Raw genomic sequence first — 21,581 nt, forward strand, 5'->3', positions numbered from 1 at the left:
GTACCCCTGCTGCCCGACGACGGTGAGCGGCGCGGTGCAGGCGCTGTGGTGTGGTGGGGTCATGCCGGCCAGATTCCGGAGGAACCGCGGCGGTGGGAGTCCACCAGGTGGGTGTCGATGATGCCGATGGCTTCCATGAGGGCGTGCATGGTGGTCGGGCCGACGAACGCGAACCCCTGTGCGCGCAGTGCTTTGGACAGGGCCTGCGATTGGGGGGAGGTGGTGGGGATCTCGGCGAACGTGCGCGGTCTGGGGGTGTCGAGTGGCTTGAACCCCCACACGAAGTCGGTCAGGCCGCCGTGTTCGCGCAGCCGGACGGTCGCCCGGGCGTTGGCCACGGCCGCGAGGATCTTCGCGCGGTTGCGGACGATCCCGGCGTCGGCCATGAGGCGTTCGACGTCGGTGTCGCCGTAGCCGGCGACCCGGTCGGGGTCGAAGTCGTCGAACGCGGCGCGGAACGCCGGGCGCTTGCGCAGGATCGTCGCCCACGACAGCCCGGCCTGGAAGGCTTCCAGGCTGATGCGTTCGTACAGCCCTCGCTCGTCGCGCACGGGCATGCCCCACTCGGTGTCGTAGTACTGGCCGAGCAGCGGATCGGTGCCGGCCCACGCGGGGCGGGCGAGCCCGTCCTCGCCTGTCACCACCCCGGGGTCGACGGAGCGTTCGGGGGCGGAGGCGGGGGCGGTGTCACCGGCCATCGGGAGGGTTCCTCGCTGTTCTTCAAAGGGACGTGGGTTGCCGGGCGTTCGCGGTCGGGCCGCCCGGCCGGGGCGGCACCTCCGACAGGTCGGACAGCGCCGTCATCGTGATGTGCCGGGGTCGGTGACCGTGAGGCCGCCGTCGTCGGTGACGGTCCAGGTGGCGCCGTTCGTACCGGCTCCGGTCAGGCCGCGCAGCTGCCGGGCGCCGACCAGGGCCAGCGTGGCGGGGCGGCCGATGGCGGCGGTCGCCAGGGTGCGGTCGGGCCGCCAGGACGTGGACCACAGCAGCCGCCGGGCCACCTGGGCCCAGCCGACCTCCGGGCCGGTCATCACCCACACGTCGGCCGGCGCGTCGGCGAAGTGGCGGGCCTGGCACAGCCAGGAGGCTGCGGTCTCCGGCCAGGTGGTCGTGGCGGCCACGACGCCGCCGACGGCCTGCCAGGCCCGGGTGATCGCGTCGGCGCCTGCCAGCGCGGCCGGGGTCCGGCCGGAGCCGACGGCGATGCTCCGGGCGCCGCGCGCCTCGGCCAACGCGACCAGCACGGTGACTTCGGTGTCGGTGACTGCCAGGTCGGGGCCCGGCGGTGAGGGGTCGGTCAGCAGGGGGCTGGTCAGGGGGTCCATGGGGTGCCTTCCTCGTCAACGTTCTTCCACTGCCGGCAAGGGGCCCGGACGGCACACCCCGCCCAGCCGGTATCCGACCGCCGCGACACCGGCCCCGGCGGCGGGCACCGTCTGGCCGCGTCGGCGGCGGCACGGGCCGGTGAATGGTGGATGGTGAAGGCGGACAGGCCGCCGGGGACGCTAGGCGGCGTCGTGGAAGACCAGGGCCAGGGTGTGCCGGTGCCCCGAGCGGACCGCCGAGACGCCGTGCCGGACCGGGGCGGCGGACCAGCCGCGCGCGGAGCGCACGGGTCGGTCGCGGGTGGTGAACACGTAGCCGTGGCCCTGCGGGAGCAGGGTGGCGGTGCCGCGGGACTGGGCGCGGGGGCGCTGCTCGACCAGCAGGAACTCCCCACCGGTGTGGTCGGTGCCGGGCCGGTCCAGGTTGATCACGACCTGCAGCGGGAACACCAGGTCGCCGTACAGGTCACGGTGCAGCGCGTTCCAGTCCCCGGCGCCGTAGCGCAGCAGGATCGCGGTGGACTTGGACTGCCCGGCCGCGTGGCACATCCGCAGCCACTCGTCCAGGGTGTCCGGCCACGGCGCGGTGCGGCCGAGCCGTTCCCACCAGGTGCGGGCGATGGGCAGCAGCCGCGGGTACAGGGCCTGCTTGAGCCACTCGACCGGCTCGGGGTAGGGGGCGTGGAAGTACTTGTACTCGCCGGACCCGAACCGGTGGCGGGCCATGTCGACGGTGGAGCGGAACAGCTCGGGCCGCCCGTACAGGTCCCGGAGCCGGCCGGCCTCGTCCGGGGTGAGCAGCTGCGGCAGCAGCGCGCCTCCGAACGCGTCGAGTTCGGCGGCCACCGCGTCCCAGTCGGCGGTCTCGGCCCGGCCGCCCCACGGCTCGCCCGCGGTGGCGCCGTCCGCGCCGGGAGCCGCCTTCCCCCTCTTCGCGGTGGTGACGGTGGTGACGGTGGTGGCGGTCATGCCGCGGCCTCCAGTTCCAGCAGTGCGGTCTTGGCCTCCAGGCCGCCGATGTAGCCGCCGAGGGTGCCGTCGGTGCGCAGCACCCGGTGGCAGGGGACGACCACCGGCAGCGGGTTGGTCGCGCAGGCCGTGCCGACGGCCCGCACCGCCTTGGGGCTGCCGACCAGTTCGGCGACCTGGCGGTAGCTGCGGGTCTGGCCGTAGCCGATCTCCGGCAGGTGCTGCTGGACCAGCTGCCGGAAGCCCTTGGAAAGGGACAGGTCCAGCGGCAGGTCGAACGCGCGACGGCGGTGGTCGAAGTACTCGTCGATCTCCCGGGCAGCGGTGTCCAGCCGGCCGGGGGCGCGCAGGATGCGCGGGCTGACCTTGTCGGCCAGGGTCTGAAGGACTCGGTCGTGGTCCTCGACCGCGTAGGCGACACGGACCAGGCCCCGGTCGGTGGCGGCCAGCAGCAGAGGGCCGACCGGGGAGTCGACGACGGTGTAGGCGATGTCGACCAGGGCGGCGGCCTGGGCCTCGGCCTCCAGTCGGCGGTGCAGTCGGGCCAGGGTCCCGGCGTCGACGGGAGCCGACAGCACGCTCAGGACGTCGTCGTGGGATCGGGTGCCGCTCATGTAGCTGCTCCTCTCGAGGTCGCGCCCGGATAGTGTTTTCGTAGATTCTTCAGACCGTCCGCCGCCGCCCGGCGCGCCGCCGCGGTGTTCCCACCCAGGACCGCCGCGATCTCGTCGTACGACATCCCGGCCAGATAGCGGAACGTGACCGCCTGCCGCTGCTTGCCCGGAAGACGGCCCACCATCTCCCACAGCTCGCCGTCGTCAGCGCCCGGAACACCCGACGAACTGGGCGCCTCCGGCAACTCCTCGACCGGCAGCGGCCGGCGTCCGGCGGCGCGCAGCACGTCGATCGCCTTGCGCCGCGCGATCGTCACCAGCCACGCCTCCACGTTCGCCGCCTCCGGCAGCCCTGGCCAGGCCCGCATCGCCGCCAGGAACGTCTCCGACCAGGCGTCGTCCGCGTCGTGTGTCCCCAGCAGCGCCCGGCACACCCGCAGCACGGTCGCGCCGTGCTGCTCGACCGCCTTCTCGAACGGTTCCCTCATCCTCGCCCTGCCGTAGACCTTGAATCCGAACCGGTGTGTTCGAGCTCCCGAAACAGCAGGCCGGTCGCGGCCGGCACTGCCGTCCTCCACGTCCGGCGGCCTCCGCCCGGTCTTCGGGTCGTCGCCGTGCCCGGCCGCCTTCTGCACTTGCTGTCTCACCTGGAAGACGGTGCGGGTGCCGAGAACGTGAGATCCGGATTTCACCCGCCGACTCCGTGGATCCCGGCCTGCCGGCCTGCTGCCGCCGAGGACGGGCGCACGGGCGGACTCGGACGTACGGCCCGGGCGGAGCCCGCACCTCCCGGCGGGACCGGCACGCGCCGGGACGGCCTGGACGGCGGGCGGTCAGCGGTGGCCGACGATGACGGAGATGCCCCAGCCGATCGCCGCGAGCACCACCGCGAAGATCAGTCCCGCCAGGGTGGCGCCGACCGGCCCGGCGGCGGGCCGGACCGCAGCCGGCTCGCCGATCGAGCCGATCGAGCCGGGCGAGCCGGGCGGGTTGAGCAGGCGCAGGCCGAGGGCGAACAGCGCGGGCAGGCCGGCGCCGGTGAGCAGGCCCACCACGACGATCCTCCACACCGCGTCCAGGTTGATCCAGGCGTTCACGGGCTCACCTCGTCCGTGGCCTTGACGGGCTCCGGGGCCACCGAACCGGTCCACGCCGCGTTGACGTTCTCCGGCGTCACGGCCGGATGGCGGGAGGCGGCGAAGAAGGCGACCGACGCCGCCACCAGCACGCCGACGATCACCACCACGCCGGCCGTCCCGCCGATCCCGTTCGCGGCCCGGTAGGCCAGCGCGCCGACCAGGGCGGAAGCCGGCAGGGTGAGCAGCCAGGCCGTCACCATCCGGCGGGCGAGCTGCCAGCGCACCACGGCGCCGCTCCTGCCGATCCCCGAGCCCAGGATCGACCCGGTGGCCACGTGCGTGGTGGAGAGCGAGTAGCCGAAGTCGGTGGAGCAGAGGATCACGGCGGCCGAGGCCGACTCGGCGGCCATCCCCTGCGGCGGTTCGATCTCCACCAGCCCCTTGCCCAGGGCCCGGATCACCCGCCAGCCGCCGATGTAGGTGCCCAGGGCGATCGCCAGCGCGCAGAAGAGGACCACCCAGGCCGGCGCCTTCGCCCCGGTGGGCAGGGTGCCGTTGGCGATCAGGGCGAGGGTGATGGCGCCCATGGTCTTCTGCGCGTCGTTGGTGCCGTGGGCGAGCGAGACCATGGAGGCCGAGCCGATCTGGCCGAGCCGGAAGCCGCGCCCGCGCGGGCCTTCGGGCACGTCGCGGGTGAGGCGGTAGACCAGGAGGGTGCCGACCGCGGCCACCCCACCGGCGATGAACGGCGACAGCGCCGCGGGCACGACCACCTTGGAGACCAGCCCCTGCCACTTGACGGCCGAGGCCCCGGCGGCCGCCACCGTCGCCCCGACCACCCCGCCGATCAGCGCGTGCGAGGAACTGGAGGGGATCCCGAGGAACCAGGTGGCCAGGTTCCACAGGATGCTGCCGACCAGACCGGCGCAGACGACCGTCAGGGTGACCTCTCCCGTGGCGACCAGGCCGTTGGCGATGGTCGCCGCCACGGCGGTCGACAGGAACGCGCCCACCAGGTTCAGCACCGCCGACACCGCGACCGCGACGCGCGGGGGCAGGGCGCCGGTGACGATCGAGGTCGCCATCGCGTTGCCGGTGTCGTGGAAGCCGTTGGTGAAGTCGAAGCCCAGCGCCGTGGCGACCATCAGCGCCAGGACCGCGTCGTTGCCGGTCACGGACCCGAACCTAGCCCGCGCACCGGCCGAGGCGGCGGCCGACCCGCCCTGGCCCGGGGCCGCGCACCCGTTCGTCCGGCCGTTCGCCCGGTTGCGGGGCCCTCGGTGCCGGTGCTCGTGTCACGCGAGACCGGCCGGCGGATCAGACCCCGCGGTGGGGGGCGACTCCCGCGGATTGCTCACGATCGAACACGCGCCCTGGCGCCGAACCGTTCCTGTACAGGGCCTCGGCCTCGGCCTGGGCCGCCGGGGAGAGCGGGAGGTGGTCCTTGCCGCGCGGGCAGGGTGGGGCCTCGACACGGGGCGGGCGGACCGGGCGTTGCAACACGATGGCCCTGTCGCGGTCGACCAGCCTCAGCCCGGCACCCGGCGGCGCCAGCGCGTAGCAGGCGATGACCGCTCCGCTCGCGGCGGTGATCGACAGGAACGATTCCCCGAGGCGTCGCCGGACGTGTACTTCCGCGCCGGTCAGATCGGCCGAGACCGCGTAGAAGTTCCCGCGATAGGGTACCAGGCCCTGCGGCATGACCGTGCGGTCGACGCAGCTCTGGAGCGGGTACGGGGTGCCCGGCAGGTCCAGCAGCGCCGTCGCCGGAGCCGACTGGTCCGGGTCGCCGACCGTGCGGGCGCGGTCGTCCAGGGCGGACGCGTACCGGTCGAGGATCTCCTGGGCACTCCAGAGGGAGCGACCGTCCGGAACGGTGAGCCACCAGTTCTGGACGGTGGCGCGATGGGCCGCGTCCATGGCACTGACCCGGTCGGACCGGCAGACCTTGACCGTCACGCCGTAGTACTTGGCCACCCGCGCGAAGGCCGGCGTCACCCGGCCGGTGTCCACGCACCACACGGTCGGCGACCGGCGGAACCGCCAGCATCCGGTGGTACCGCCCAGCCGCCGCAGCACCTGGTCGATCCCCTCGACGAGCTGCGGGAGTTCTCCGCCTTCGACGATCACGGCGCGCCAACGATCCGGCCGGGTGACCGAGCCCAGTAGCAGCCGGGCCGGGCTCCTGCCGTCCCACTCCGCCGGTGGCCCGGGAAGCTCCAGCCACTCGAACCGGACCTTCTCGTCCGCCGGACGCGGGGCGACGGCGCCGGCACCGAACCCGGCTGAGCCGCAGAGCTCGCAGGCCGGCCGGACCCGGTACTTGCGCAGGGCCCGGGTGAAGGTCGAGTATCCACCCGGATAGCCCAGCGCCGAGACCTCGTCGAACAGCGTGGATGCCGGCAGGTGCGGATCGTCCGCGAGTCGCTGGCGGCAGTACGGGAGGAAAGCGGAGAGCTGGTCCTGGGCCGAGCTGCGGATCCCCACGGTCCGCTCCCCGCGGAGGTAGAGCCTTACCGTCTTGCGGTCATGCCCCAGGTGCCGGGCGATGGCCGAGATGGACCACCCCTGCAGGTGCAGGTCCCGCACATTCTCGTATTCCTCCTTGGTGAGCATCCACTGCTCCTCACAACCTGGACTTCACCAGCAGGCGGGGCTCCGAATTCGAGCGGTCCCCGTACGGCCGCAAATGCTACACGACCACTCCGGACGAATAGGGGGAGGATCGAGCGCCGGGCGTGCGCCCTGGGGAATTTCAGAGAGCGCCGCAATCGAAATGAATTACGTCACGGCCCGTATCCCCGGGGAGGTTTGACGAGCCGCACCGGAAACTCATATGGGACGACGCCCATATTCCACGGTAATCGGCCGGCGGGCAGCGGCTCACAGGATCGACCATTCGCCACCCGGGAGGCAGGTGGAAATCGGGATTCACCGGAAATCCATTTTCCGGCGCCGAAAGTAAAGGGCCGGTCATGTGAGTCCGCAGGTAGCGACGGCACCAAGGGCACGAACCAGGCCGTCACGAACGCGGCACAGCTCCGGTCGAACATCGAGAACCGGGTCCACTCCGACCATGACACCGCCTTCACCACCGGTGCCGGCACACCTCCCACTGGCCCTTCACCCGCCCGCTCGACCGCCTGGACATCCCCCGAGGGCCCGCCCGCACCGACACGGGTATTTGCGACAGCCCGGGCGGTCCCCGGAGCGCGGCCGGGCCCGAACCAGTCCGGGTATTTTCGGAGAGCGCCGGAATGCTGAATATGGAACGACGCCCGGATGCCGGATACGCGTCCCGGCAGCCATTTCGTTGATGGGGCATGAGTTCAATGTGCCAACCAATGACTCTGCCGCACCGCCTGCCGAAGGAGCCGGCGACCAGGCTCGGCGAGTGGTTCTTCGTCCCGGATCGGCGGAACCCTGCGGGTGACGTACGGATCGGCTACCTGTCATGCAACGGCGAACGGGTCGTTCTGCACCACTGCTCCAGCTACCTGGCCGACTTCCTGCGGACGCTCCGTCAGCTCGAGGAGGACTTCGGCCGACGCTGTGGCGCGGAGCCGGTCCCGACCGGCGCATGACGACCGGGATGCGCGCCGAACGGGCAACCGTCGCCCGGCGGAGACGGCAAGGACATGGAGGGCGCCGTGTATGACCCGAGAGCCGCTTTCCTCCCCCCGCACGGTGGTGCCACCCGGTTCGAACCAGAGGACTTGCCCACGTACCCGACCATCGAAGCCTTGGGCACCTGGGACCCGGAGAGTCCCTTCGTCCCGCACCCCCGCGCTCCCGTCAGCGATCCAGGCATGTCCGGCGCCGACCCCGGACGCCCGATCTCCCGACACCGACGGCGCACGCCCCCCGCCGAGGCCACCTGGTCACAGGTCCTCGGCTCGCTGTTCCTGGTACTCAGCACCATGACCGTCATCGCGGTGTGCGTGCTGGGCTGGTTACTCGCCTACGACCCGCTGCGCAACCTGGCGCTCGACCGAGCGCCGGGCGGACTTCCTCACCTGTGGCCGCTGGTCATCTACGGGCCGTGGCTGGTGGGCTGCCTGTCGGTACTGCACGCCGCGCTGGACGGACGTCGGCCCGTGCACTCGTGGGTCGTGGTGGTCGCCTTCTCCGCCACGGCGGCCGGTCTGTGCGTGGCCGACGCCTCGCCGACCGTCCCCGATGTGATCGTCGCGGGCCTGCCACCGATCACCGGGGTGGTTTCGCTGCACCAGTTGGTGCGTCAACTCCTCTCCGGAAAGCGACCGCAACGCCCCACCTCCCACAAGGCGGGCCCTTCGAGGCGGGTGCGGCGATGACCGCCGTCCCAGGCGAGCGAGGTGTCGCACGGGTCGTCAGGAGACCGCCCAGGTGGCGGGAGTGACCGGGCACACCTCGTAGCATGCGGCAGGACGCCCGCACCGCGGTCCTGTGCCGCCCCCTGAACGACGGCGCCCCGCCGTCGTTCAGGGGGCGGGGCCGAGGCCTGGGTCAGGATCGCGTTCGCCCCCTGCAGCACCCGCCCCGGGTCAGCCGAGCGAGGATCCGGCTGCGCCGAGGGTGTCCCGCAACCACTGCTCGACGCCTGCCACGTGCACCGTCGCCCAGGCGTGCGCGAGGTCGGGGCGGCGGTGGGCGATGGCGTCGAGGATGGCGCGGTGCTGCTGGCGGGTCCGGTCGACCGCGCCTTCCTCGGTCAGCCCGCGCCAGACCCTCGCCCGGGCGGTCGGACCGGACAGGCCGTCGACGAGCGAGCACAGGACGGTGTTGCCCGAACCGGCCGCGATCCTGTGGTGGAACTCGAGGTCGTTGTCGATCAGCTCCTGCAGGGGGGCGTCGTCACGCAGGCTCTCCAGGACCTCTCCGAGCGCGGCGATGTCCTCGTCCGGCATCACTCGGGCGGCCATGGCCGCGGCGGCGGGCTCCAGGATGCGGCGGACCTCCAGGAACTCCAGCACCGAGTCGTCCTGGTGAAAGTCGACGACGAAACCCAGCGCGTCCAGCAGCAGGTTGGGCTCCAGACTCGTCACGTACGTGCCGTCTCCCTGGCGCACGTCGAGCACCCGGATGAGCGAGAGGGCTTTCACCGCCTCACGCAGGGAGTTGCGCGACAGACCGAGCCGCTCGGCCAGGTCGGCCTCCTTGGGGAGTCGCGAACCGGGGCGCAGCTCACCACTGACGATCATGGCTTTGATCTTCTCGATCGCCGAGTCGGTGACTGGCACGCCGATGCCTCCCTGGTCCTGATCCCTGCAGCATAGTCTCCCCGGCACCCACCCGGAGCTGGCCTTGATCGCGACAGGTCAAGACCATCCGGCACGTCCCTCCGCAGGCCGGCGCGGGGCGCCGAGCCCGTACACGCGGACCGCGTTGTGCCGGAACACCGCGTCCTCCTCCCCCGCGCTGAGGCCGTCCACGAGGTGCCGGGTGATCCGGGCGACCTCGGCGTAGCCGGCCTCCAGGGTGCACACCGGCCAGTCGGAGCCGAAGAGGAGCCGCTGCGGGCCGAAGGCCTCCAGGGCGGTGTCGGCGTAGGGCCTGAGGTCCGCCGTCCGCCACCGGCCGGGGGCGGCCTCGGTCACCAGGCCGGAAAGCTTTCCCACGGTGTTGGGCAGCGCGGCCAGGCGGCGCAGGTCCACGGCCCAGGGGTCGAGCGCGCCGTCGGCGATCGGGGGCTTGCCGAGGTGGTCGAGGACGAACGTCAGGCCGGCGAGCCGGGCGGCCGCGAGGGCGGCGGCGGGCAGCTGGTGCGGCTTGACGACGAGGTCGTAGGCGAGACCGGCCTCGGCGACGGCGAGCAGGCCGCGCTGGACGTCGGGGCGCAGCAGCCACTCGGGGTCGGGCTCCTCCTGGACCTGGTGCCTGATGCCCACCAGCCGTTCCCCGCCGGGGAGTTCACGCAGGGCGGCGATCGCGTCGGCAACGCCGGGGGCGGTGAGGTCGGTCCAGCCGACGACGCCGGCGATCAGGTCGCCGCCGTCGGCCAGCGCCAGCAGTTCGGCGGTCTCCTCGGGGACGCAGACGGTCTGCACGACGACCGTGGCGACCACTCCGGCCTCCGCGGCTTCGGGGGCGAGGTCGACGGCGGTGAAGGAGCGGGCCAGGGGAGCGAGGGCCTCGCCGCTGATCCAGGGCTGCGGCCGCGTGCCGAGGTCCCAGACGTGGTGGTGCGCGTCGACGATCTGACGCCTGGTCACAGTTCCCACACGGCCGGGAGCCCGGCCCCGGCGCCGGCGTCCGAGTAGTCGTGGCTGATGTCGAGCAGTTCGCCCATCCTCTCCTGCCAGGCGGTGTTGGCCGGGAGGTGCTCCAGTTCGGCGAGGAGCCGGGCGTAGTCCTCGCACTCCAGCAGGTGGAACAGCTCGCAACCGCTGCGCCAGATCGTCCACGAGGTGGCGCCGGCAGCCCGGATGGCTGCGACGAGTTCGGCGGGCACGTCCCGGTGGGCGGCCTCGTACTCGGCGATCCGGTCCGGGCGGAGGCGGGTGTGCAGGGCGACTCTCATGGCTGCTCCGGGTGGGTGGGGTGGTCGACGATGACGACGTGCAGGGTGCGGGGGCCGTGCACGCCCTCGACGCGGTCGAGTTCGATGTCGCTGGTGGCGGACGGTCCCGAGATGAAGGTCAGCGGCAGCGCGGGGTCGAGGCGGGCGAGGGCGTCGGGGACGTCGGCGGCGATCTGTCCGGCGCGGATGACGCACAGATGGTAGTCGGGGACGAGGGTGAGGGCGCGGCGGCCCTGGCCCGGGCCGGTGTCGAGGACGATGGTCCCGGTGACGGCGATGCCGGCGGCGGCAAGGGTGCAGGCGCCGTCCAGGGCGTTCAGGGCCTGGACGTCCAGCGGTTCCGGGTGCCACTGCCAGTCGCCGGGCGGCAGCAGCTCGACGGGAAAGCCGCTGGGCAGTGCCAGGTTGCTCGCCCCGGATGCGGTGAGCGCGGCGGCGATGGCGGCCGGCAGGCCCGCCCGGTCGGTGCGGGTGACGTTCGCGCGGTGGTCGGCGACCCGCTCGGCGAACAGGGCGACGGTGTCCTCGCCCGGCTCGGTGTGGCTGCGGCGGTAGGCCCGGGGTACGGGGACGTCGTCGGGCCGTTCGTCGGCGGGGACGTCGGCGAGCGCCGCCCGGATGCGGCCGAGAACCGCCTCACGGCTGCTCATCGTTCACCTTCCCTGTTCTTGCGCCACCAGGTGCGGAAGGACTCTGCCGGAGGTGCGGGGGTGTCGCGGGTGTCGGACCAGCCGTGCAGCGGGCCCGGCAGCCGGCCGATCCGCCCCTCCCTGGCGAGCGCCCTGCCGCCGAGCGCGGCGGCCTTCTGGGCCGCGGAGAGCAGGCGCGGGGAGTCGAGGACGGTGGCGGCGGCCTTCATGGCCAGCGCCTCGGCTCCCCTCGGCCTGCTCTCGACGGCCTTGGCCCGCAGGTGGGCCAGCACCTCCGGGATGTCGATCTTCACCGGGCAGGCGTCGTAGCAGGCGCCGCACAGGGTGGAGGCGAACGGAAGGGACGCCGCGTTCTCCACGCCGACCAGTTGCGGGGTGAGGACGGCGCCGATCGGTCCTGGGTAGACCGAGCCGTAGGCGTGGCCGCCGGTGCGCTCGAAGACGGGGCAGACGTTGAGGCAGGCCGAGCAGCGGATGCAGCCGAGTACCTGCCGTCCGACCTCGTCGGCGAGGGTGTCGGTGCGGCCGTTGTCGAGCAGCACCAGGTGGAACTCCCCGGGGCCGTCGCCGTCGGTGGTTCCGGTCCAGGTGGAGGTGTAGGGGTTCATCCGCTCACCGGTGGAGGAGCGGGGCAGCAGTTGGAGGAAGACCTCCAGGTCCTGCCAGGTCGGGACGGTCTTCTCGATGCCCATGACGGTGATGAGGGTTTCGGGCAGGGTGAGGCACATCCGGCCGTTGCCCTCGGACTCCACGACGACGACCGTGCCGGTGTCGGCGACGGCGAAGTTGGCGCCCGAGACGGCCACCTTGGCGGTGAGGAACTTCTCCCTCAGGTGCAGGCGGGCGGCTTCGGCGAGCTCACGCGGGTCGTCGCCGAGGTTCTCCGGTGCGGGCTGCCCCCAGTGGGCCATCTCGGCGAGGAAGAGGTCGCGGATCTCGGTCCGGTTGCGGTGGATCGCGGGGACGAGGATGTGGGACGGGCGGTCGTCGCCGAGTTGGACGATGAGTTCGGCGAGGTCCGTCTCGTAGGCGGTGATGCCGGCTTCGGCGAGGGCCTCGTTGAGGCCGATCTCCTGAGTCGCCATGGACTTGATCTTCACGACCTCGCGTTCGCCGGTGGCCCGCACGAGTTCGGTGACGATGCGGTTGGCCTCGGCGGCGTCCGAGGCCCAGTGCACGGTGCCGCCCGCGGCGGTGACGGCGGCCTCCAGCCGGACGAGGTAGCGGTCGAGGTGGCGTGAGGTGCGGTTCTTGATCGCGGCGGCGGCGTCGCGCAGGTGCTCCCAGTCGTCCAACTCGGAGGCGACGGCGAGCCGCTTGTCGCGGATGGTGGTGGTGGCGCGTTTCAGATTGGCGCGCAGCCGGGTGTTGCCGAGCGCCTCGCGGGCGGCGTCGGGAAAGGACGGGGAACCGAGCCAGACGACGCCGCGGCCGCCGGGCTTGCTCATCGTGCGGTTCCTTCGGTGGCGGCGAGGATCTCGGCCAGGTGCAAGGTCCGCACCGTCGCGCCCCGGCGGGACAGTCCGCCGCCGATGTGCATCAGGCAGGAGTTGTCGGCGGCGCACAGGACCTCGGCTCCGCTGTCCAGGACGGCGGCGTTCTTGTCGGCGAGCATCGCGGCGGAGGTGTCGGCGTTCTTCACGGCGAAGGTGCCGCCGAAGCCGCAGCAGGAGTCGGCCGCGGGCAGGTCGACCAGGTCGATGTCCTCGACGGCGCGCAGCAGCCGGTCCGGGCGATCGCCGAGACGCAGGCCGCGCAGGGAGTGGCAGGTGGGGTGGTAGACGACGCGGTGCGGGAAGCGGGCACCGACGTCCGTGACGCCGAGCACGTCGGTCAGGAACTCGGTGAACTCGTGTACCCGGGGCACCAGTTCGGTGACCTGTCGGAGGAGCGGGGCGGTGCCGTGCCGTTCGGCGAGCAGGGGGTGGTTGTCACGGACCATCCCGGCGCAGGAGGCGGACGGCGTGACCACGGCGTCGTAGTCGGCGAAGGCCCGGGCGAAGCGGGTCACCAGCGGGACGGCGTCGGGGCGGTAGCCGGTGTTGAAGTGCATCTGGCCGCAGCAGGTCTGTTCCCGGGGGAACTCGACACGGTGGCCGAGCCGCTCCAGCACCGTCACCACCGCGCGGCCGGTGTCGGGGAAGAGGGTGTCGTTGAAGCAGGTGATGAACAGGGCGATGCGCATCAGCCCGCCTCCCCCGGGGTCGGGACGTCCGCGGGAAGCAGTCCGCGGTGCTTGAGCTCGGCCCAGAGCGCCGCCGGAACGGGGTGGCCGAGCATGGCGGCGGCGTCCCGGGCCTCGCCGGCGCTGCGGGTGCCGACCAGCACGCTCGCCACCGCCGGGTGCCCGAACGGGAACTTCAGGGCGGCGGCGCGCAGCGGGACGCCGTGCCGCTCGCAGACGGCCTTGAGGTCGGTGGCCCTGGTGAGCAGGTCTGCGGGGGCCGCGGCGTAGTCGAAGGTGGCGCCGGGCCGCGGGTCGGCGAGCAGGCCGGAGTTGAAGACGCCGCCGATCACGACGCCGACGCCGCGCCGGTGGGCCAGGGGCAGCAGTTCCGCAAGGCCCTGCTGGTCGAGGAGGCTGTAGCGGCCGGCGAGCAGGACGGCGTCGAGGTCGGTCTCGCGGATGAACCGGGCGGGCAGCCCGGCCTGGTTCATGCCGACGCCGATCGCTCCCAGGACGCCTTCGGCGCGCAGGCGTTCGAGTTCCGGGTAGGCCTCGGCGAGCGCCTGTTCGGCGTGGTCGTCGGGGTCGTGCAGGTACGCGATGTCGATCCGGTCGAGGCCGAGCCGGTCCAGGCTGTCCTCGATGGAGCGGCGCACGCCCCGGGCGCTGAAGTCCCAGACGCGGTGGTGGGTGGCGGGCACGGCGAAGCCGTCGGCCAGGTCGTCGCCGTCGCCGGAGCAGGCCGGCTCCAGCAGGCGTCCGACCTTCGTGGAGATCGTGTACTGGTCCCGGGGGAACGCGCGCAGGGCGGCGCCGAGTCGCCGCTCGGACAGGCCCAGGCCGTAGTGCGGGGCGGTGTCGAAGTACCGTACGCCGGACTCCCAGGCGGCGGTGACGGCCTGTTCGGCCTGCTCGTCGGTGACCGGGGTGAACAGGTTGCCGATGCCGGCGGCGCCGAAGGCGAGTTCGGTCACCTGGGCCCTGCTGCGGCCGAGGGGGTGGTGGCGCGGCTTCACGGGCGTGGCTCCGGTCGCAGGCGCAGGCCGGCCATGCCGCCGTCGACGGCGAGCGCGGTGCCCGTGACGCTGGCGGCGGCCGGGGAGGCGAGGTAGGCGATGGCGGCGGCGACCTCCTCGGCGGTGACCAGCCGGCCGGTGGGCTGGCGGGCGTTCAGTGCGGAGCGCTCGGCGGCCGGGTCGTCGGCCGCGTCGAGCAGCCGGCCGACCCACGGGGTGTCGACGGTGCCCGGGTTGACGCAGTTGACCCGGATGCCTTCGCGGACGTGGTCGGCTGCCATGGCCAGGGTGAGCGAGTGGACGGCGCCCTTGCTCGCCGCGTACAGCGCGCGCCGGGGCAGTCCGGCCGTGGCGGCGATGGAGCAGGTGTTGACCACCGAGGCGGAGGCGGAGCGGCGCAGGTGGGGCAGGGCGGCGCGGGTGGTGCGGACGATGCCGAGCACGTTGACGTCCAGGACGTGGTGCCACTGCTCGTCCGAGTTGTCCTCCACGGTTCCGGCGGCGCCGATGCCGGCGTTGTTGACCAGGATGTCGATCCCGCCGAGCGCCTCGGCCGCCGCCTGGACGGCCTCGCGTACGGAGCGGTCATCGGCGACGTCGGCGGTGAAGCCGCGCAGCGGGGCGCGGACGCCGCTCGGGTCGAGGTCGAGGACGGCGACGTCCGCTCCGCGTGCGCCGAGCAACCGGGCGGTGGCCAGTCCGATGCCGGAGGCACCGCCGGTGACCAGGGCGGTGAGCCCGTCGAGGTCGGTCGTCATGAGCGCTCCTCCTTGTCGCCGCCGGCCAGGTCGGCTGCCCAGAACGTGCCGTCGGGGTAGGTGTAGGTGTCGATGGCCACCTGGTGCATGGTGGCGGAGAACCCGGGCACGGTGGGTGCCCGGTAGCGGCCGCCGTCGATGACCACGGGGTCGAGGAAGTGCTGGTGGAGGTGGTCGACGTACTCGATGACGCGGTCCTCGGTGGTGCCGGAGAGCGCGACGTAGTCGAACATCGACAGGTGCTGGACGAGTTCGCACAGGCCCACGCCGCCGGCGTGCGGGCACACGGGGACGCCGAACCTGGCGGCGAGCAGCAGGATGGCGAGGTTCTCGTTCACGCCGGCCACCCGGGCCGAGTCCAGTTGGAGGATGTCGATGGCGCCGGCCTGGAGCAGCTGTTTGAAGACGATGCGGTTCTGCACGTGCTCGCCGGTGGCGACCTTGACGGGGTGGACACCGCGCCGGACGGCGGCGTGGCCGAGCACGTCGTCCGGGCTGGTCGGCTCCTCGATCCAGTAGGGGTCGAACTCGGCGAGCTCGTTCGTCCACTCGATCGCCTCGGCGACGTTCCAGCGCTGGTTGGCGTCGATCGCCATCCGGATGTCCGGACCGACGGCCTCGCGGGCGGCGCGGCAGCGGCGGATGTCGTCCTCCAGGTCCGCGCCGACCTTCAGCTTGATCTGGGTGAAGCCGTCGGCCACCGCCTCCTTGGCGAGGCGGGTGAGCTTCTCGTCGCTGTAGCCGAGCCAGCCGGGCGAGGTGGTGTAGGCGGGGTAGCCGCGGCGCAGGAGTTCGGCGGCCCGCCCGGGTGCGCCCTGTCTGCCCTTGCGCAGCAGTTCGAGGGCCTCATCGGGCGTCAGCGCGTCGGCGATGTAGCGGAAGTCGACCTGGGACACCAGCCATGCGGGGTCGGCGTCGGCCAGCAGCTGCCACAGCGGCTTGCCCTCGCGCTTGGCGGCGAGGTCCCAGACGGCGTTGACGACGGCTCCGATCGCCATGTGCATCACGCCCTTCTCGGGTCCGAGCCAGCGCAGCTGGCTGTCACCGATCAGGTCGCGGTACAGGGAGCCGGGGTCGGCGCACAGCTGGGCGACGGACCGTCCGACGACGTGCGGGCGCAGCGCGTCGATGGCGGCGACCTGGACGTCGTTGCCGCGACCGATGGTGAAGGTGAACCCGTGGCCCTCGTGGCCGCCCGCGGAGGCGCGCAGGACGACGTAGGCCGCGGAGTAGTCGGGGTCGGGATTCATGGCGTCGGACCCGTCCAGCTCCCGCGAGGTGGGGAAGCGGATGTCGAAGGTGTCGACGGCGGTGATCCGCGCTGTGGTTGCGGACAACGTGGTGCCTTTCAGGCGTTGGAGAAGGTCTGGCGCTGGGTGCCGAGGCCGTCGATGGCCAGTTCGACGGTGTCGCCCGCGCGCAGGTAGGGGGTGCCGGGCAGCCCCAGGGCCACGCCGGCCGGGGTGCCGGTGTTGATGACGTCTCCGGGCCGCAGCACCATGTACTGGCTGAGGTACCAGACCAGGTACGGGACGTCGAAGATCATGTTCTTGGTGCTGCCGCTCTGCCGCTGCTCGCCGTTGACGGCCAGACGGAGGCCGAGGGCCCGCACGTCGCCGGCCTCGTCCGGGGTAACCAGCCAGGGGCCGAGCGGGTTGAAGGTCTCGCAGGACTTGCCGAGGTCCCACTGCCCGGAGTACTCGAGCTGGAACTCCCGCTCGGACACGTCGTTGCTGATCGCGTAGCCCGCGACATGGGCGAGGGCCTGTCGGGGCGAGTCCAGGTAGCGGGCCTCGCGGCCGATCACGACCGCGAGTTCGACCTCCCAGTCGGTCTTGGCCGAGCCGCGCGGGATCAGCACCTGGTCGCAGGGACCGACCACGGCGGACGGGTCCTTCATGAAGACCACCGGCCGGGCGGGGACGGCGGCGCCGGTCTCCTCGGCGTGGTCGCGGTAGTTGAGGCCGATGCAGACGACCTTGCCCGGCCGGGCGACGGGGGCGCCGATCCGCAGGCCGACCGGGTCGATCGGAGGGAGCTCTCCGGCGGCCAGGGCGGCACGAACGCGGTCGATCCCGTCCGAGGCGAGGAACGCCCCGTCGATGTCACCGGTCAGGCCCGAGAGCGCGAAGACCCGGCCGTCGTCGCCGAGGGCTGCCGGAGCCTCTTCTCCCGCCGGTCCGATCCGCATGAGCTTCATGCCATGGCTCCTGTCATAGGTCTGCGGGCCGGGGCTCTTCACCGGGCCGACACATCGGATGAATCCTCGACGCCCTGACCATACGAGTGTCGGCCACGCACCGCAAGAAGTCCTCCGATGTCTGTCGGCGCCCATCGGGGCCAGGAGTCGAACCTCTCCTAACTGTTCATCAAATCTCCAGCTCAGAAAGGAGATGACAGCTCGTTATCATCCGACATGGAGGCCCGGACGTTACGGTTGAGATTCGCCCGAGGTTTCCCTATTGTCAGTCAGGTGCCAAGCTCGTATGGTCCTCGTGATCGCAAGCCATCCGATGACTGCGGAGAGCACGATCCAGCGCGCCTGCCACGACCCGCCGCATCCACGGCCTCCCTCCTGGATGACGACCGGGAAGGGAGGTCCGGCCCAACCGCCCCCGCTCCACCTCCCGGGGGGACAGGCCTCTCCGCCTCCCGCCACACCGGCTCCCCACCCTCGCGGGGGAGCCCGGACATCCCAGCCAAGGAGATCAGCACCATGAAGCCTCGCTCCTCCAGAATCGCGGCCACGGCCGCCGCCGTAGTCGTCCTGGCGGGGGCCGCCACGGCCTGCAACCGCGGCAGCACGACGGACTCCGCCGCCGGCGGCAAGCCGGCGCTCGGCATCGACCTGCCGCGTGCGGACTCCGACTTCTGGAACTCCTACGCGCAGTACATCAAGCAGGACGCCTCCGCCCAGGGCCTCAACACCCTGCCGGTGAGCAACTCGCAGAACGACGTCACCAAGCTGGTCGCCAACGTCCAGGTCTTCCAGAACACCGGCGCCAAGGCCGTCGTCATGGCCCCGCAGGACACCGGCGCGATCGCCTCCACCCTCGACCAGCTGACCGCCAAGAAGATCCCCGTGGTCAGCATCGACACCCGCCCCGACAAGGGGAACGTCTACATGGTGGTGCGCGCCGACAACAAGGCGTACGGCACCAAGGCCTGCGAGTTCCTCGGCCAGCAGCTCGGCGGCAAGGGCAAGGTCGCCGAACTCCAGGGCGCGCTGAGCTCCGTCAACGGCCGCGACCGCTCCGAGGCCTTCGCCGCCTGCATGAAGGAGAAGTTCCCCGACATCCAGGTGATCGAGCTGGCCACCGACTGGAAGGGCGACGTCGCCTCCGCCAAGCTCCAGTCCACCCTCGCCGCCAACCCGGACCTGGGCGGCGTCTACCTCCAGGCCGGCGGTGTCTTCCTGCAGCCCACCATCGCCCTGCTCCAGCAGAAGGGCCTGCTCAAGCCCGCCGGCCAGCCCGGTCACATCGCCATCGTCTCCAACGACGGCATCCCGCAGGAGTTCGACGCGATCCGCAAGGGCGACATCGACGCGACCGTCTCCCAGCCCGCCGACCTCTACGCCAAGTACGCGCTGTTCTACGCGCAGGCCGCGGCCGAGGGCAAGACCTTCCAACCCGGTGCCACCGACCACCAGTCGACCATCATCTCCCTGCCCAACGGCCTGGAGGACCAGCTCCCCGCTCCCCTGGTCACCAAGGAGAACGTCGACGACAAGTCCCTCTGGGGCAACGGCGTAGGCAAGTAGCCCACCGACCCCTCGTGCGTGGCGGCCCGGACCCCCCTTCCCGGGCCGCCACTCGCGGATCCCGCGGAAAGGACATCCCCGCCATGGCGGACCCCAGCCCCGTCCGGGGCCCCGTCGTCGAGGCCGACGGGATCAGCAAGCGCTTCGGCGCCACCGTCGCCCTCAGCGACGCCCGCATCTCGGTCGCGCCTGGCGAGTCGCACGCCCTGGTAGGCCGCAACGGCGCGGGCAAGTCCACGCTCGTCTCGATCCTCACCGGCCTGCAGCACCCCGACACCGGCACCCTGCGCTTCGACGGCGAGCAGGCCCCGGCCCCCGGTGACACCGACGCCTGGCGGTCCCGGGTCGCCTGCGTCTACCAGCGCTCCACCATCATCCCCGCGCTGACCGTCGCCGAGAACCTCTTCCTGGACAGGCAGAGCAGAGGCGCCCTGCGCCCGATCAGCTGGAAGCAGCTGCGCGGCCGCGCAACCGAGCTGCTCGCCGAGTACGGCGTGGACGTCGCCCCGACCGCGCGCGCCGAGGACCTGAGTGTCGAGCAGCGCCAGTTCGTCGAGATCGCCCGGGCGCTGTCCTTCGGGGCCCGCTTCATCATCCTGGACGAGCCCACCGCCAAGCTCGACGCGCGCGGCATCGAGCGGCTCTTCGACAAGCTGCGCTCACTGCAGGAGCAGGGCGTCGCCTTCCTGTTCATCTCCCATCACCTGCAAGAGGTCTACGACCTCTGCACCACCGTCACGGTCTACCGCGACGCCCGGCACGTCATCACCGCGCCGGTCGCCGAACTCGACCAGCAGGCCCTGGTGGAGGCGATGACCGGCGAGAGCTCCCGGGACAGCGGGCCCGCCTGGTCGGTGACCGGCCGGACGCGCCCCGACGGTGCCCCGCTGCTGGACGTCTCGGGCCTGAGCCTGGCCGGCGCCTACCAGGACTTCTCCCTGACCGCGCACGCCGGCGAGGTCGTGGGCCTGGCCGGAGCGGCCGCCAGCGGCAACGTCCGGCTCGGCGAGACCATCGCCGGTCTGCACCGCCCGCAGGCCGGCACGATCACCGTCGCGGGCCGCCCGGTGCGCACCGGGCGCGTTCCCGCCGCTCTCGCGGCCGGCATCGGGTTCGTGCCCGAGGACCGGCACATCCAGGGCCTCATCCCGCAGCGCAGTGTCGCCGAGAACGCCACCCTGACCGTCACCGACCAGCTCGGGCCCTTCGGCACGGTGCTGCCCTCCCGCACCCGGGCCTTCGCCGAACGGATGATCGGCGACCTCGACATCAAGACACCCGGCCCCTCGGCCCCGGTGTCCGCGCTGTCCGGCGGCAACCAGCAGAAGGTGGTCATCGCGCGGGCCCTGGCCACCGAGCCGCACGTCCTGGTGGCCATCCGGCCCACCAACGGCGTCGACGTCAAATCCAAGGAGTCCCTGCTCGGCACCGTCCGCGAGGTCGCCGACGCCGGGAGGAGCGCTCTGATCGTGTCCGACGAACTCGACGACCTGCGGGTCTGCGACCGCGTCCTGGCCATGTTCCACGGCCGCGTCGTCGCCGAGTTCGAGCACGGCTGGAGCGACGAACAGCTGGTCGCAGCCATGGAGGGCATGTCCGGCCCGACCGACACGAAGGAACGCAATGTCTCCCACCACTGAGGTCCACCCGCGCGCGGCCACCGCCGGCACCGCACCGGCCGGCCGGCGCTTCGACCTCGCCCGCTACCGCGACCTCTCGCTCGTACCGGTCCTGCTCGTCCTCGGCGTCATCGGCTTCGTCGTCTCACCCGCCTTCCTCACCTCCGACAACCTCCTGGGCGTCGGCCAGCAGGCCACCGAACTGAGCCTGCTGGTGCTGGCCGAGGCGCTGATCCTGGTCGTCGGCCGGATGGACCTGTCCCTGGAATCCACGATCGGCGTGGCCCCCGTCATCGCCGTCTGGCTGGTCCTCCCCGACCACGGCGCGCGCTTCAACGGCCTCGGGCTCCTGCCCTCCTGGACGGCCATCCCGCTGTGCCTGGCCGTCGGCGCGCTCATCGGGGCGATCAACGGGTTCCTGATCCTCAAGCTGCGCCTCAACGGCTTCATCGTCACCCTCGGCGCGCTCACCCTGCTCCGCGGCCTCCAGGTCGCGATCTCCGAGGGCCAGTCGATCGTCAACCTGCCCGGCTCCTTCACCTACCTCGGCAGCACCAGCTGGCTCGGCGTCCCCGCGGCGATCTGGATCTGCGCCCTGCTCTTCCTGGCCGGCGGCTGTGCCCTCGCCTGGCTCCGCCACGGCCGCGCCCTGTACGCGATCGGCGGCAACCCCGAGGCCGCCCGCGCCGCCGGCATCCGGGTCGACCGGATCACCTGGATCGTGCTGGTCCTCGGCGGCCTGCTGGCCGCCTTCGCCGGCGTCCTCTACACCGGCCACTACGGCTCCATCTCCGCCGACCAGGGCAACGGGTGGATCTTCCAGGTCTTCGCCGCCACCGTCATCGGCGGCGTCAGCCTCAACGGCGGGCGCGGCACCCTCTTCGGCGCCCTGACCGGTGTGCTGACCCTCCAGCTCGTGGTCAACGTCATGACCCTCGCGGGCGTGCCGCCGCTGTGGAACCAGTTCCTCAACGGCGCGATCATCATCGTCGCGCTGATCATCTCCCGCTTCGCCTCGGGCGAGAAACAGGAGTGACGGGGTCCCCCGGCCCGAGAGCCACCGAAGCGGCGCGACCAGCCCCGCGGGAACCGGTCGCGCCGCTTCGGCCTCCCCCACTC

At 72.3% G+C, this 21,581-nt stretch carries 23 protein-coding genes; 5 read left to right on the forward strand and 18 right to left on the reverse strand.

Annotated features, from left to right (window positions below; genetic code table 11):
* Positions 1-59: 59 nt before the first annotated feature.
* From ACIQVZ_RS07030 to ACIQVZ_RS07065, 8 genes are all read right to left on the reverse strand, one after another.
* Positions 60-698 (reverse strand): DNA-3-methyladenine glycosylase I, encoded by a 639-nt coding sequence (locus ACIQVZ_RS07030; protein ID WP_402447785.1) that lies wholly within the window; start codon positions 696-698, stop codon positions 60-62.
* Positions 699-800: 102 nt separating this feature from the next.
* Positions 801-1,325 carry a hypothetical protein gene (locus ACIQVZ_RS07035; RefSeq protein WP_350876020.1) on the reverse strand — a complete coding sequence of 175 codons (525 nt, stop codon included), beginning with the start codon at positions 1,323-1,325 and terminating at the stop codon, positions 801-803.
* 180 nt (positions 1,326-1,505) lie between these two features.
* Complete coding sequence (locus tag ACIQVZ_RS07040; RefSeq protein WP_402447787.1) at positions 1,506-2,294, reverse strand: 2OG-Fe(II) oxygenase; 789 nt, start codon at positions 2,292-2,294, stop codon at positions 1,506-1,508.
* Positions 2,291-2,908, reverse strand: coding sequence for a methylated-DNA--[protein]-cysteine S-methyltransferase (locus ACIQVZ_RS07045; protein WP_402447789.1), 618 nt, complete (start codon positions 2,906-2,908; stop codon positions 2,291-2,293). Before ACIQVZ_RS07045 ends, ACIQVZ_RS07040 begins: the two co-directional genes overlap by 4 nt.
* The gene (locus tag ACIQVZ_RS07050; RefSeq protein ID WP_402447791.1) at positions 2,905-3,543 is read right to left on the reverse strand and encodes an RNA polymerase sigma factor; all 639 of its coding nucleotides are present in this window, start codon (positions 3,541-3,543) and stop codon (positions 2,905-2,907) included. The genes ACIQVZ_RS07045 and ACIQVZ_RS07050 overlap by 4 nt, the downstream gene beginning before the upstream one ends.
* A 198-nt stretch (positions 3,544-3,741) precedes the next feature.
* Complete coding sequence (locus tag ACIQVZ_RS07055) at positions 3,742-4,005, reverse strand: hypothetical protein (RefSeq protein ID WP_402447793.1); 264 nt, start codon at positions 4,003-4,005, stop codon at positions 3,742-3,744.
* On the reverse strand, positions 4,002-5,162 hold the full coding sequence (locus ACIQVZ_RS07060; RefSeq protein ID WP_402447795.1) for an anion permease: 1,161 nt from the start codon (positions 5,160-5,162) through the stop codon (positions 4,002-4,004). The genes ACIQVZ_RS07055 and ACIQVZ_RS07060 overlap by 4 nt, the downstream gene beginning before the upstream one ends.
* A 142-nt stretch (positions 5,163-5,304) precedes the next feature.
* A complete protein-coding gene (locus ACIQVZ_RS07065) occupies positions 5,305-6,603 on the reverse strand; it encodes an IS21 family transposase (protein WP_402447796.1) in 1,299 nt (432 codons plus the stop codon).
* 728 nt (positions 6,604-7,331) lie between these two features.
* On the opposite strand from ACIQVZ_RS07065, the gene ACIQVZ_RS07070 reads away from it, so the two are divergent.
* Both ACIQVZ_RS07070 and ACIQVZ_RS07075 read left to right on the forward strand, forming a co-directional pair.
* Positions 7,332-7,571 carry a hypothetical protein gene (locus ACIQVZ_RS07070; RefSeq protein WP_402447798.1) on the forward strand — a complete coding sequence of 80 codons (240 nt, stop codon included), beginning with the start codon at positions 7,332-7,334 and terminating at the stop codon, positions 7,569-7,571.
* 225 nt (positions 7,572-7,796) lie between these two features.
* Positions 7,797-8,303, forward strand: coding sequence for a DUF2637 domain-containing protein (locus ACIQVZ_RS07075; protein ID WP_402447800.1), 507 nt, complete (start codon positions 7,797-7,799; stop codon positions 8,301-8,303).
* 210 nt (positions 8,304-8,513) lie between these two features.
* Here the strand turns inward: ACIQVZ_RS07075 and ACIQVZ_RS07080 are convergent, their stop codons facing one another.
* The 10 genes from ACIQVZ_RS07080 to ACIQVZ_RS07125 form a co-directional block, all read right to left on the reverse strand.
* The gene (locus ACIQVZ_RS07080) at positions 8,514-9,209 is read right to left on the reverse strand and encodes a FadR/GntR family transcriptional regulator (RefSeq protein WP_402447802.1); all 696 of its coding nucleotides are present in this window, start codon (positions 9,207-9,209) and stop codon (positions 8,514-8,516) included.
* A gap of 78 nt (positions 9,210-9,287) precedes the next feature.
* On the reverse strand, positions 9,288-10,181 hold the full coding sequence (locus tag ACIQVZ_RS07085; RefSeq protein ID WP_402447804.1) for an amidohydrolase family protein: 894 nt from the start codon (positions 10,179-10,181) through the stop codon (positions 9,288-9,290).
* Entirely contained in the window at positions 10,178-10,489 is a 312-nt protein-coding gene (locus tag ACIQVZ_RS07090; protein WP_350875992.1) for an L-rhamnose mutarotase, read from the reverse strand. Before ACIQVZ_RS07090 ends, ACIQVZ_RS07085 begins: the two co-directional genes overlap by 4 nt.
* Complete coding sequence (locus ACIQVZ_RS07095; RefSeq protein WP_402447805.1) at positions 10,486-11,139, reverse strand: lactate utilization protein C; 654 nt, start codon at positions 11,137-11,139, stop codon at positions 10,486-10,488. Before ACIQVZ_RS07095 ends, ACIQVZ_RS07090 begins: the two co-directional genes overlap by 4 nt.
* Entirely contained in the window at positions 11,136-12,587 is a 1,452-nt protein-coding gene (locus ACIQVZ_RS07100; RefSeq protein ID WP_402447807.1) for a LutB/LldF family L-lactate oxidation iron-sulfur protein, read from the reverse strand. Before ACIQVZ_RS07100 ends, ACIQVZ_RS07095 begins: the two co-directional genes overlap by 4 nt.
* Positions 12,584-13,324 carry a (Fe-S)-binding protein gene (locus ACIQVZ_RS07105; protein WP_402447809.1) on the reverse strand — a complete coding sequence of 247 codons (741 nt, stop codon included), beginning with the start codon at positions 13,322-13,324 and terminating at the stop codon, positions 12,584-12,586. The genes ACIQVZ_RS07100 and ACIQVZ_RS07105 overlap by 4 nt, the downstream gene beginning before the upstream one ends.
* A complete protein-coding gene (locus tag ACIQVZ_RS07110; protein WP_402447811.1) occupies positions 13,324-14,322 on the reverse strand; it encodes an aldo/keto reductase in 999 nt (332 codons plus the stop codon). Before ACIQVZ_RS07110 ends, ACIQVZ_RS07105 begins: the two co-directional genes overlap by 1 nt.
* Complete coding sequence (locus ACIQVZ_RS07115) at positions 14,319-15,080, reverse strand: SDR family NAD(P)-dependent oxidoreductase (RefSeq protein ID WP_402447812.1); 762 nt, start codon at positions 15,078-15,080, stop codon at positions 14,319-14,321. Before ACIQVZ_RS07115 ends, ACIQVZ_RS07110 begins: the two co-directional genes overlap by 4 nt.
* Positions 15,077-16,417 carry an L-fuconate dehydratase gene (locus ACIQVZ_RS07120; protein ID WP_402447814.1) on the reverse strand — a complete coding sequence of 447 codons (1,341 nt, stop codon included), beginning with the start codon at positions 16,415-16,417 and terminating at the stop codon, positions 15,077-15,079. The genes ACIQVZ_RS07115 and ACIQVZ_RS07120 overlap by 4 nt, the downstream gene beginning before the upstream one ends.
* Before the next feature lie 11 nt (positions 16,418-16,428).
* Positions 16,429-17,280, reverse strand: coding sequence for a fumarylacetoacetate hydrolase family protein (locus ACIQVZ_RS07125; protein WP_350875977.1), 852 nt, complete (start codon positions 17,278-17,280; stop codon positions 16,429-16,431).
* A 516-nt stretch (positions 17,281-17,796) separates the two neighbouring features.
* Here ACIQVZ_RS07125 and ACIQVZ_RS07130 point away from each other — a divergent pair.
* The 3 genes from ACIQVZ_RS07130 (at position 17,797) to ACIQVZ_RS07140 (ending at position 21,498) form a co-directional block, all read left to right on the forward strand.
* Complete coding sequence (locus tag ACIQVZ_RS07130; RefSeq protein ID WP_350875975.1) at positions 17,797-18,843, forward strand: sugar ABC transporter substrate-binding protein; 1,047 nt, start codon at positions 17,797-17,799, stop codon at positions 18,841-18,843.
* Between the two features lie 83 nt (positions 18,844-18,926).
* Entirely contained in the window at positions 18,927-20,483 is a 1,557-nt protein-coding gene (locus ACIQVZ_RS07135) for a sugar ABC transporter ATP-binding protein (RefSeq protein WP_402447816.1), read from the forward strand.
* Complete coding sequence (locus ACIQVZ_RS07140; protein ID WP_350875970.1) at positions 20,467-21,498, forward strand: ABC transporter permease; 1,032 nt, start codon at positions 20,467-20,469, stop codon at positions 21,496-21,498. The genes ACIQVZ_RS07135 and ACIQVZ_RS07140 overlap by 17 nt, the downstream gene beginning before the upstream one ends.
* Positions 21,499-21,581 lie beyond the last annotated feature (83 nt).

The sequence above is a fragment of the Kitasatospora sp. NPDC098663 genome, from assembly GCF_044760075.1.
GTDB lineage: Bacteria > Actinomycetota > Actinomycetes > Streptomycetales > Streptomycetaceae > Kitasatospora.

Bases quoted from the DNA above. Each gene is read 5' to 3' on its own strand.
- ACIQVZ_RS07065 (WP_402447796.1), bottom strand. From the start codon at position 6,603: ATGCTCACCAAGGAGGAATACGAGAATGTGCGGGACCTGCACCTGCAG.
- ACIQVZ_RS07035 (WP_350876020.1), bottom strand. From the start codon at position 1,325: ATGGACCCCCTGACCAGCCCCCTGCTGACCGACCCCTCACCGCCGGGC.
- ACIQVZ_RS07140 (WP_350875970.1), top strand. From the start codon at position 20,467: ATGTCTCCCACCACTGAGGTCCACCCGCGCGCGGCCACCGCCGGCACC.
- ACIQVZ_RS07105 (WP_402447809.1), bottom strand. From the start codon at position 13,324: ATGCGCATCGCCCTGTTCATCACCTGCTTCAACGACACCCTCTTCCCC.
- ACIQVZ_RS07040 (WP_402447787.1), bottom strand. From the start codon at position 2,294: ATGACCGCCACCACCGTCACCACCGTCACCACCGCGAAGAGGGGGAAG.
- ACIQVZ_RS07125 (WP_350875977.1), bottom strand. From the start codon at position 17,280: ATGAAGCTCATGCGGATCGGACCGGCGGGAGAAGAGGCTCCGGCAGCC.
- ACIQVZ_RS07070 (WP_402447798.1), top strand. From the start codon at position 7,332: ATGACTCTGCCGCACCGCCTGCCGAAGGAGCCGGCGACCAGGCTCGGC.
- ACIQVZ_RS07135 (WP_402447816.1), top strand. From the start codon at position 18,927: ATGGCGGACCCCAGCCCCGTCCGGGGCCCCGTCGTCGAGGCCGACGGG.
- ACIQVZ_RS07100 (WP_402447807.1), bottom strand. From the start codon at position 12,587: ATGAGCAAGCCCGGCGGCCGCGGCGTCGTCTGGCTCGGTTCCCCGTCC.
- ACIQVZ_RS07130 (WP_350875975.1), top strand. From the start codon at position 17,797: ATGAAGCCTCGCTCCTCCAGAATCGCGGCCACGGCCGCCGCCGTAGTC.
- ACIQVZ_RS07095 (WP_402447805.1), bottom strand. From the start codon at position 11,139: ATGAGCAGCCGTGAGGCGGTTCTCGGCCGCATCCGGGCGGCGCTCGCC.
- ACIQVZ_RS07030 (WP_402447785.1), bottom strand. From the start codon at position 698: ATGGCCGGTGACACCGCCCCCGCCTCCGCCCCCGAACGCTCCGTCGAC.
- ACIQVZ_RS07075 (WP_402447800.1), top strand. From the start codon at position 7,797: ATGTCCGGCGCCGACCCCGGACGCCCGATCTCCCGACACCGACGGCGC.
- ACIQVZ_RS07115 (WP_402447812.1), bottom strand. From the start codon at position 15,080: ATGACGACCGACCTCGACGGGCTCACCGCCCTGGTCACCGGCGGTGCC.
- ACIQVZ_RS07045 (WP_402447789.1), bottom strand. From the start codon at position 2,908: ATGAGCGGCACCCGATCCCACGACGACGTCCTGAGCGTGCTGTCGGCT.
- ACIQVZ_RS07090 (WP_350875992.1), bottom strand. From the start codon at position 10,489: ATGAGAGTCGCCCTGCACACCCGCCTCCGCCCGGACCGGATCGCCGAG.